General features: G+C 32.0%; 10 protein-coding genes. 5 read left to right on the top strand and 5 right to left on the bottom strand.

The genetic code is table 11. The annotated features are described in order from the left end of the window. Positions 1-3: 3 nt before the first annotated feature. Positions 4-969 (top strand): tRNA lysidine(34) synthetase TilS, encoded by a 966-nt coding sequence (gene tilS / locus M9C82_04490; GenBank protein URQ73216.1) that lies wholly within the window; start codon positions 4-6, stop codon positions 967-969. Here tilS and leuA read toward each other — a convergent pair. Continuing rightward, positions 962-2,632, bottom strand: a complete 1,671-nt coding sequence (leuA, locus tag M9C82_04485) for a 2-isopropylmalate synthase (GenBank protein URQ74128.1) — start codon at positions 2,630-2,632, stop codon at positions 962-964. The two genes, tilS and leuA, sit on opposite strands and share 8 nt — an antisense overlap. 58 nt (positions 2,633-2,690) lie before the next feature. Here leuA and M9C82_04480 point away from each other — a divergent pair, with 58 nt between their 5' ends. The 4 genes from M9C82_04480 to M9C82_04465 are packed head-to-tail and all read left to right on the top strand — an operon-like array spanning position 2,691 to position 4,989. Further along, positions 2,691-2,984, top strand: coding sequence for a hypothetical protein (locus M9C82_04480; GenBank protein ID URQ73215.1), 294 nt, complete (start codon positions 2,691-2,693; stop codon positions 2,982-2,984). Then, a complete protein-coding gene (rimI, locus tag M9C82_04475) occupies positions 2,962-3,492 on the top strand; it encodes a ribosomal protein S18-alanine N-acetyltransferase (protein ID URQ73214.1) in 531 nt (176 codons plus the stop codon). Before M9C82_04480 ends, rimI begins: the two co-directional genes overlap by 23 nt. Before the next feature lie 3 nt (positions 3,493-3,495). After that, positions 3,496-4,536: an aldo/keto reductase gene (locus M9C82_04470; GenBank protein ID URQ73213.1), complete on the top strand. Its 1,041-nt coding sequence runs from the start codon at positions 3,496-3,498 to the stop codon at positions 4,534-4,536. Between the two features lie 9 nt (positions 4,537-4,545). Then, positions 4,546-4,989, top strand: coding sequence for a GNAT family N-acetyltransferase (locus M9C82_04465; protein URQ73212.1), 444 nt, complete (start codon positions 4,546-4,548; stop codon positions 4,987-4,989). Here M9C82_04465 and M9C82_04460 read toward each other — a convergent pair. The 4 genes from M9C82_04460 to M9C82_04445 are packed head-to-tail and all read right to left on the bottom strand — an operon-like array spanning position 4,986 to position 10,057. Then, positions 4,986-5,357: a cold shock domain-containing protein gene (locus M9C82_04460; protein URQ73211.1), complete on the bottom strand. Its 372-nt coding sequence runs from the start codon at positions 5,355-5,357 to the stop codon at positions 4,986-4,988. The two genes, M9C82_04465 and M9C82_04460, sit on opposite strands and share 4 nt — an antisense overlap. Before the next feature lie 7 nt (positions 5,358-5,364). Then, entirely contained in the window at positions 5,365-8,100 is a 2,736-nt protein-coding gene (locus tag M9C82_04455) for a valine--tRNA ligase (protein ID URQ73210.1), read from the bottom strand. After that, a complete protein-coding gene (locus M9C82_04450) occupies positions 8,084-8,545 on the bottom strand; it encodes a DNA polymerase III subunit chi (GenBank protein URQ73209.1) in 462 nt (153 codons plus the stop codon). Before M9C82_04450 ends, M9C82_04455 begins: the two co-directional genes overlap by 17 nt. Continuing rightward, positions 8,546-10,057 carry a leucyl aminopeptidase gene (locus M9C82_04445; GenBank protein ID URQ73208.1) on the bottom strand — a complete coding sequence of 504 codons (1,512 nt, stop codon included), beginning with the start codon at positions 10,055-10,057 and terminating at the stop codon, positions 8,546-8,548. It abuts the gene before it with no gap. Positions 10,058-10,136 lie beyond the last annotated feature (79 nt).

Here is a 10,136-nt window from a genome sequence, read left to right as displayed (position 1 = left end):
ATCTTGTTCAATCTAAAATCTCTAATTACTCCACATCTAATTAAGGGCAAGAAGTGTTTCGTTGCATATAGCGGAGGAGTAGATTCTACTGTTTTACTTAATGAAGTTGGAAAGGCTGCCAATGAATTAAATTCTGAAGTAGAAGCAGTACATGTGAATCATGGATATTCTAAATCTTCAGAATCTTGGGAAGAACATTGTAAAGTTTTTTGTAAAAAAAAAGGTTTTTCCTTCAAATCATTTCAAATGGATTCAAAAAATTTACGGGGAGCAAGCTTGGAATCCTTGATGAGAGAGAGAAGATACGAAATTTTTCAAAAAATTCTTATAGATAAAACTTCTCTATTGTTTATGGGCCATCACTTGGACGATCAAATAGAAACCTTATTTTTTAGATTGATTCGGGGCACAGGTTTAAAAGGTGCCTCTTCAATACCGCTTAAACGTAATTTAGGGAATGGATTCATTGTAAGACCATTTTTAAAAGTTGCAAAAGAGGAAATTATTCAAAATGCTATCCATAATAATTTAAGTTACGTAGAGGACGATTCAAACAACAATAACGATTTCGATAGAAATTATTTGAGAAATATAGTGATTCCGAAAATTTCTGAGAGGTGGCCAAATTATAGAAAGAGTATCTCTAAGTCTATAGATAATCAAAAAAACTCATTCGAATTTTTAACTGAAATTTCAAAGAAAGAGTTGGCTAAAATTGTTAAGGGAGAAGATATTAAAATCAATGAGTTGAAAAAATATGATGTAAATTTTCAAAAAATTTTAATTCTCAGTTGGCTGGAAAATAAAAAATGCAATTTACCAAATAGTTCTGTTTTAGAAGAAATAATAAATAAGTTTATCCATTCAGAAAAGACAAGTTGTCCTAAGCATATTTGGGGATCTAAAAATAAAGGGAATGAGGTTTGCCTGATGATAAAAAAGGGAATAATGTCAGTTGAGGCTAGCTAAATGATTTTTTTATACCATTCATAATTGCTTCAAAGGACGCAGCAACTGTGTTTGAGTTTATTCCAATCCCCCAAAAGCTTTTATTATCGATCGTAATTTCAATATAAGCTGCTGCAGAAGCGTCTGCTCCCGATGATATGGCATGTTGCTGGTAATCTGAAATTTTAAGTGAAATTCCAAGTAACTTGCTTAAAGCTTTAATGCATGCATCAATGGGTCCATTTCCTTCTCCTTCGACTAAAATTTCTTTATCTTTGTAATGAATTTTTAATTTTAATAAATCTAAGTTTTCTCCATTAGGGGAGCTCTTTGAATTGATACTATGACTTAAGTACTTCATGTCATCGCCTAATTCAACATAGTTCTCTTTGAAAACTTTCCAAATCTCCTCCGCTTCTATTTCCTGTCCCGTGGAATCTGTGATTTTTTGAATTACCCTAGAGAAGTCAATTTGTAATCTTCTTGGCAAGGACAAACCATGATCTTTCTCAAGCAAATATGCAACTCCTCCTTTTCCTGATTGACTATTAATTCTTATTACTGCCTCATAAGATCTTCCGACATCTTCTGGATCTATCGGGAGGTACGGAACCGCCCATTTGGGATCGTTAGATTCTCTCATTGCATCAAAACCTTTTTTTATTGCATCTTGATGTGAACCTGAAAATGCAGTGAAAACCAAGTCTCCAGCATAAGGGTGCCTAGGATGAACGGGTAGTTGATTACAATACTCAACTTCTCTCATAATTTTATTGATGTTAGAAAAATCAAGTTTAGGATCAACTCCTTGAGTCAGTTGATTTAAGGCAAGCGAGACTATATCAACATTTCCAGTTCTTTCTCCATTACCAAATAAAGTTCCTTCTATTCTGTCTGCGCCTGCCATTAAACCAAGCTCTGCAGCTGCAACAGCAGTTCCTCTATCATTATGAGGATGAAGACTCAAAATTATACTTTCTCTATTTTTTAAGTTTTCAGACATCCATTCAATTTGATCTGCATAAATATTTGGAGTAGACAATTCAACAGTAGCCGGAAGGTTCATGATTGATTTTCTATTTTTAGTTGGTTGCCAAATCTCATTTACTTCGTTGCAAACTTCTAGAGCATACTCTAATTCGGTTCCCGTAAAACTTTCTGGGCTATATTGAAATTGCCAATTTGTGTTTTTCGCTTCTTCTGATAATTTCTTTACTAAAGCTGCTCCTTCTGTGGCTATTTTAGTGATCCCTTTTTTGTCTTTATTAAAAACTACCTTTCTTTGAAGAGTTGATGTTGAATTATATAAATGCAGTATCACTTTTTTACAATCAGCAACTGATTCAAAAGTTTTTTCTATTAAGTGCTCTCTTGATTGAGTTAAAACTTGAATTTGAACATCATCCGGAATGAGATTTTGGTTCACAAGTTCCCGCACAAACTTAAATTCGGTTTCAGAAGCAGAAGGGAAGCCGATTTCAATTTGTTTAAATCCTAGTTCTACTAGCATAGAAAAAAACCTTAACTTTTTATCTATACCCATAGGTTCTATTAATGCCTGATTACCATCTCTTAAATCAACACTGCACCAAATTGGCGGATGTGTAATCTGATTCTCAGGCCATTTTCTATTGGCCAACTCAATCTTCTTGAATGGTGAATACTTTGAAGCAGAGCTATTTATAATTTCTTTCAATTTTTATTCTTAAATTTGAATTAAAATATTATATAGGATTAATTAAATGAAATTTAACGACTATATATTTGAAGATTTAAAAATACATAAATGGGAATTAAACTCGAGTTATTCGTTTGAAAAAAATAAGGTTTTTAAAATCGAAACGAAAAAATTTACTAAAGAAGAGATTTCCTTCTTGTTTTCTATGTCTTCAGCATTTGGACTAAACTTTGAAGAAAAAGATTCATTAAAAATTTATAACTTTTTCGTAGACCAAAATCTTATTCAATTAGATAAACTTAGTGAATTCATGTCGGATTCAAAAGCAAGAAAAAATGTCTGGGAAAGAAAGCTTTAAATTTAAAATTCTTGATTTTAAGGATCTTGAAAGAGTAATGGAAATTGAAAGACTTTCGAATCCTACACCTTGGTCTATTGGAAGCTTTATAGATTGTATAAATTCCAACTACCAAAATATATTATTAATTAAACAAGAAGAAATAATAGGGTTCTGCATTTCTACTATTAACTTTACAGAATCTCATTTACTAAATATATCTGTGCATCCTCAGTTTCGATCTCAAGGTATGGGTCAGTTGCTTTTAAATAAATCCGAACAAGATGCAAAAAAAAAGGGCGTTTCCGATATTTTTTTGGAGGTTAGAGATAGTAATGATAGAGCAATTAAGTTTTATAAAAAGAATAATTATAAAAACGTTGGTAAAAGAAAAAATTACTATAGATTATCTCAAGGGAGAGAAGACGGATTAATTTTTACCAAGCATATGAACCTATCTTCCTTAGAAAGTATTTCAAGATTTTCATTATTTTTTTTAAGAAAGATGTTAAATTTCAATCGAGGTTAGTCTATGGAGTATAAAAAACTTGGGAATACTGATATTGATGTAAGTTTAATTTGTTTAGGGACAATGACTTGGGGCCAGCAAAATACTGAAGAAGAAGGTCATGAGCAAATGGACTACGCCGTTGAAAATGGAGTGAATTTTTTTGATACAGCTGAGCTATATTCCATACCTCCCAAAAAAGAAACCCAGGGCAGCACAGAAAGAATAATTGGTTCTTGGTTTGAGAAAAAAGGGTGCAGGCAAGATATTATTCTTGCAACTAAAGTAGCCGGAAGAAGTGGCATGAAATGGTTTAGGGGCGGAGAGACCAGACTAAACAAGGAAAACATAGAAAAAGCGATTGAAGGAAGCTTAAAAAGATTGAAAACAGATTACATAGATCTTTATCAATTACATTGGCCAGATAGAGCTTTAAATATATTTGGTGGAGGCTTAGGACTTTATAAACATTATGATCTTGAGTCTGTCCCAATTGAAGAAACTTTAGATGTTTTAAACCAAATTGTTGAAACAGGCAAGGTTAGACACATAGGGTTGTCAAATGAAACACCATGGGGCCTATCTGAATTTTTAAATGTATCTGAAAGAGATAATCTGCCAAGAGTACAGTCGGTTCAAAACGCATATAATTTATTGAACAGATCCTATGAATCGGGTATGTCAGAATTTTTTCATAGAAGCTCAGTAGGATTATTAGCCTATTCTCCTTTAGCGCAAGGTTATTTATCAGGTAAATATTTAGATGGAAAACTTCCAGAGGGATCCAGAACAAAACTTTTTGGTAGAGGTCAAAGATACGAAACACCAAGCGCCGAAGCTGCAATTAGAAAATACATTGATCTTGCTGATCAATCCAATTTAGATCCATCTTTGATGGCTAATGCTTTTGTAAACTCTAGAGAATTTGTTACTTCTAATATTATTGGGGCAACCACAATGGAACAACTTGAAATAGCAATTAAAAGTGGGCTTACTAAATTGTCTGATGATGTTTTAGGGGAATTAGACAAGATTCATTCCGAATGCCCTAATCCCTGCCCTTAATTTGACTGAATGAAGATAACAGAAGACTCTTTTTTTAAGGAGTGTAAAAAATTTGAAGATATTGAAAAAGAGCTTTTTCAAAAAATAAAAAATTTAAGGGATTCCGTAAAGGGAGACAAAGTATATGATGATAATCAAATAGATAAAGAAAGTTTCCATCTAACAATCTTTTTGAAATCAGATTTGATTGCTTACTCTCGTTTATATCAAACTTCAGATTACGAAGTGTCTTTACAAAGATTTTCCGTTGCTGAGAAATACAGAAATATTGGTGTATCAAAAATTCTTATGAATTTTATTTTTTTAAACGCAAAAAAGATTTTTAATAAATCTTCGCTTATTTTAACTTCAAGACTTAAAACAAAAGAATTCTACGAAAAATATGATTTTGAAGTATACGATATAAAAAATGAAAATAGTCTTGATAGATTTTATATGAAGAGAGATTTTTAAATAACTCTTATTTCATTAGCTTGAGGTCCCTTTACGCTATTAATAACCGTGTAACTTACCCGAGTATTTTCTTTCAAACTTTTTCTATCTTTTTCAGCAACCGAGGCAAAATGGATGAACAAATCTCCTCCTTTATCTCTTTCTAAGAAACCATAACCTTTGCTAGGATCGAACCATTTTATAGTTCCTTTCTCTCTTCTCAGTCTATATTTAATTTGCCTACCATAAACAATTATCATGCTGGAGATATATGTCGAAAAGAATATGAAGAAAAAAATTCTTAAAAATCCTTCTTGAAAAAAGTAGTTATATAAAAAAGCAGAAGTAAGACTTACTATTATTCCTGCTGTCGCTCCTCTTAACCACATAAAATTATTATACTTTTTCTAGTACTTTAAGGTGCTTTATAGTTTTAGATATTTTTTGACTTAATTCTTTTAATTGTAGTTTTCTTTCTTTTACTAAAAGTTTGGGCGCATTTTTTAGAAATTTTTTGTTTTGCAATTGTGATTTCAAATTTTCAAAGTTTTTATTTAACTTACTAAGATTTTCTGAGTTTCTTGCAATCTCTTTATAAGGATCTATTAACCCCTTTAATGGAACAAAAAGCTTCTCATCCGAAACTAGGACAATTGATGATGGAGGAGGCGAAGGTAAAACCATTAAATTTGTGATACCACAAAGATTGCTTAAATAATTTCTGTATTTATTTAGAATTTTATAAGTTTTATTTTTTTTAATGAGAATTAAATCGATTTTTATTTTAGGAGACAATTGCATTTCAGCCCTTAAATTTCTAATACCTACGATTGAATTTTTTAAAAACTCAATGTCTCGAAAAGATCCTTTTGAACTTGATATTTTAGGAAATTTTCTGAGAGAAATACTTTTTTCTTTGTACTTATGTAAGCTTTTCGTTTGTTGCCATATTTCTTCAGTAATAAATGGAATTATGGGATGTAAAGCTACCAAAATTGACTCCAATGAATTTACTAAAGAGTTAAGAATTTCACTCTTTTTAGAAATTGATAAATTTTCGTCTTGAAGTCTTATTTTACAAAATTCAATATACCAATCACAGTAAATCTCCCAAACAAATTCATAAATAGACTGAACAGCTAAATCAAATCGGTAGTTTTCTATATGATCAGAATAAATTTTTAAGGTTTTATTCATTTCGTTTAATAACCATTGATCTTCTTCGTTATTAGATTTATTTTTTGAAACTTTTTTAGCGTTACATTGCAAAATGATAAATCTTGATGCGTTCCATAACTTGTTACAAAAATTTCTGTAACCTTCAACTCTATTCAAATCAAAGTTAATATCCCTACTACCGGATGCAAGAGAACAAAATGTAAATCTTATTGCATCAGCTCCATAAGGAGATATTCCTTTAGGAAAATCTTTTTTTGTAGAATTTACAACTTTTTGTACTTGCTTGGAACTCAAGAGGTTTGAAGTTCTCTTCAAAATTAATTCATCTAGACTTATCCCGTCAATTATATCTATTGGATCTAAAATATTACCTTTAGATTTAGACATCTTTTGACCCTCACTGTCTCTAACTAATCCATGAATATAAACTTCTCGAAAAGGCACTTCATTTAAAAACTTTTGAGAGATCATAATCATTCTGGCTACCCAGAAAAAAATTATGTCAAATCCTGTCACTAATACCGAGGATGGGTGAAACTTTTCAAGTAATGTTGATTTTTTTGGCCATCCTAAGGTAGCAAATGTCCATAATTGAGAAGAAAACCAAGTGTCTAAAACGTCATTATCTCTTTCTAATTTTATACCTTTACTTAATTTGTATTTATTTCTGACCTCTTTTTCAGACGCGCCAATATAAACATTAGAATTTTTATCATACCAGGCTGGGATTCTATGACCCCACCAAAGTTGCCTTGAGATACACCAATCTTTAATTTCGTTCATCCAAGAAAAATAAGTTTTATCCCAATTGTTAGGAATAAATTTTATTTTTTTTGTTTTGACTAAACTAATCGCTTTTTTGGATAGTTTTGTTGATTTGAGATACCACTGTTTAGTTAATAGCGGTTCTAGTATTTCTCCAGTTCTTTCACTTTTAGGAACGCTAACCTTATGTTCTTTTTCATTGATAAGATTTCCGTTTTTTTCTAGATCAATCAGTATCTGTCTTCTAGCCTCAAGTGTGGAAAGACTTTGAAATTTACTGGGGACATTTTCATTGAGCGTACCATTTTTATTTAAGATATTTACCATGGGTAATTTATTTCTGAGGCCTATTTCAAAATCATTGAAGTCATGGGCTGGAGTAATTTTTAGACATCCAGTCCCAAAATCAGGATCAACGTAACTATCAGTTATCACTTTAATTTTTTTTCCAGAAAGAGGTATTTCAAATTCTTGTCCTACTAATTTTTTATACCTCTTATCTTTTGGATTGACTGCAATTGCAACGTCTCCGAACATTGTTTCGGGCCTCGTGGTGGCAACAGTAACAGAGTCATTTTTATTCTTATAAGAGATGTACCAAATTTTTGCTGTCTCTTCTTCATTCATGACTTCAAGATCTGAAATTGCAGATTGCAAGCTAACGTCCCAATTAACTAATCTATAACCTCTATAGATAAGGCCCTCATCATATAGAGAACAGAAGACTTTTATCACTGCATTGTTAAAATCCTTATCCATTGTGAATTTTTCTCTATTCCAATCTAAAGAGGCTCCTAATCGTCTTAGCTGTTTTGTGATTATATTTCCTGAAGTTGACTTCCATTTCCAAACTTCTTCTTCAAATCTCTTTCTGCCAATTTCTTCTCTGGATAGTCCCTTTTGTTCTAAATTTCTTTCTACAACAAGTTGAGTAGCAATTCCTGCATGGTCAGTACCAGGTTGCCAAAGGACTTCAAATCCTTTTTGTCTTTTATATCTACATATAGTATCCATCAATGTATTCTGAAAACCATGACCCATATGGAGACTTCCTGTAACGTTTGGAGGAGGGATCATCATGCTGAAGGGTTTTTTCTTGGAAGATATCTTTGGACTAAAGAGGTTGTTTTGTTCCCAAAATTTGTACCATTTTCTCTCAATTTGTTTTGGTTCAAATACTTTCTTCATTTTCTTCTATATATTTTGGTTTTATCCCATCGCCAAGACATTTTTTGTAACTCTCTCTTGCAATTTCTTGATTGGTTGAATTATCTTTTATGACTATCTGAAGAGTTTCTTTGTATTCGCTATAATTAGATGGTAATTGAGGATTAAGGTTTACCAAATAATAAAATTCTTCATTGTTTTTAATCCCTGGATAAGAAATTGAGACTTCACAATCTTTGGAGTTTTTTTCGGTAGAAATTTTATGAGGAATAAATATATGTTTTGGATATCCCCACATTCTTTCATCTAACTTAATTGCTTGTTCGGCATCGTTACATCTGATAAAAATTTTTTTTGAAGTTGAATCATGTAAATTTTTTTGAATTATCTTTCCAGTGAGATCGCAGACATAGTCTATGGCTAAATCTTCTGAAAATCCGGCTTGTAAAAAACTTACAGAACTCATCTATTGTTTTCTAGACAACAGATATTCCGTTAAGAGTGGTACTGGTCTTCCGCTAGAAGTTTTACCTACGCGCCCTCCATAAGCAGTACCAGCAATATCTAAATGAGCCCATTTATAAGATCGAGTAAATCTTGAAAGGAAGCAAGCTGCGGTAATCGTTCCTGCTCTCCCACCAATATTTGCGATGTCTGCATATTTACTATTTATATCACTCTGATATTCATCCCATAGGGGGAGTTGCCAAGCTTTGTCGCAACTAGAATATCCGCTTTCTAAAATATTATCGGCTAAATTTTGATCATTAGATAATAACCCTGTTGCTTGATGACCTAAGGCAACAACGCAAGCACCTGTTAGAGTTGCAATGTCTATTACACTCGCTGGTTTGAACCTTTCAATATATGTAAGTGCATCACATAGAACCAATCTACCTTCGGCGTCAGTATTTAAAATTTCAACAGTTTGTCCAGACAAGGTATTCACCACATCCCCAGGCTTTGTCGCTGTGCTACTTGGCATGTTTTCAGCTGAAGCTACTACTCCAATAATATTAAGTTTAGGTTTAATTTCAGCTATCGCCCTCATAGTTCCAAAAACACTAGCAGAACCTGACATATCATATTTCATTTCGTCCATGTTAGGGCTTGGTTTAATGCTTATACCTCCAGTATCAAAAGTGATTCCTTTGCCAACTATGATATGAGGTTTCGAGGTTTTTTTTCCTCCAGAGTACTGCATGATAATAAATTTAGATTCTTGAGCACTCCCGTTACCGACAGATAGTAAACAATCCATTCCTAATTTTTTCATTTCCTTCTCACCTAAAACTTTTGTTTTAATTGAAGGAAAAGTCTTACTTATGAGTTTGGCTTGATTAGCTAAGTGGCTTGGTGTGCATATATTTGCAGGAGTATTAGCAAGATCTTTGGATGTGTTCATCCCGGCACCAATAACATGTCCCATTTTAATAGAAGAAAGTATTTTTGCTTTACTCTCATTACCTGCCAAACTAAGAAAGTTTACTTTTTTTAATTTATTTTTTGGCTGTGTTTTTTTTCCTTCAAAAAAGTATTGATAACATCCAGACTCTAGGTCTCTGGATAAGATTTTATAAATCCAAGAAGGTTTTTTTGACTTGACTTTTATTTCGGGAAGGAAAATATCAACGTTTCTAGCATTAGAAGAAATTGTTATTTTAGAAATTGAGCTACTCAACTGGGAAAATTCGTCTTCATTTAGTTCCTTGTTTTTCTTACCAAGACCCACAAGAAAAACCTTGTTGGCTTTAAAACCACTCATGTCGGGTAAATACAATTGATTTTTTAAGGCTCCGGTAAGCTCTTTTCTAGTTAAAAGTTTTTTTATTAGACCAGAGGAGTCGGAATTTAATATTTTTGTAATCTCATTTAAATTTTTGTCCTCATATATGCCGATCACTAAACATTCTGAGTTTAAACTTTTCAAAGCCTCAATTTTTTTTAAGTTCATTGAAATAGAAATTAATTTTTTCATTTTTGCTCCAATCTAAATTTGTTAGATAATGTGTGTAAGATAATTAAAAGTATTATGCCAAAAATTATATCGTTTTATA

This window comes from SAR86 cluster bacterium (genome assembly GCA_023703675.1).
GTDB lineage: Bacteria > Pseudomonadota > Gammaproteobacteria > Magnimaribacterales > AG-339-G14 > AG-339-G14.
Note: the sequence above shows the minus strand (reverse complement) of the source record. Positions and strands in the feature narration are given on the sequence as shown.

Bases quoted from the DNA above. Each gene is read 5' to 3' on its own strand.
- M9C82_04480 (URQ73215.1), top strand. From the start codon at position 2,691: ATGAAATTTAACGACTATATATTTGAAGATTTAAAAATACATAAATGG.
- rimI (URQ73214.1), top strand. From the start codon at position 2,962: ATGTCTGGGAAAGAAAGCTTTAAATTTAAAATTCTTGATTTTAAGGAT.
- M9C82_04470 (URQ73213.1), top strand. From the start codon at position 3,496: ATGGAGTATAAAAAACTTGGGAATACTGATATTGATGTAAGTTTAATT.
- M9C82_04465 (URQ73212.1), top strand. From the start codon at position 4,546: ATGAAGATAACAGAAGACTCTTTTTTTAAGGAGTGTAAAAAATTTGAA.
- M9C82_04460 (URQ73211.1), bottom strand. From the start codon at position 5,357: ATGTGGTTAAGAGGAGCGACAGCAGGAATAATAGTAAGTCTTACTTCT.
- M9C82_04455 (URQ73210.1), bottom strand. From the start codon at position 8,100: ATGAAGAAAGTATTTGAACCAAAACAAATTGAGAGAAAATGGTACAAA.
- M9C82_04450 (URQ73209.1), bottom strand. From the start codon at position 8,545: ATGAGTTCTGTAAGTTTTTTACAAGCCGGATTTTCAGAAGATTTAGCC.
- M9C82_04445 (URQ73208.1), bottom strand. From the start codon at position 10,057: ATGAAAAAATTAATTTCTATTTCAATGAACTTAAAAAAAATTGAGGCT.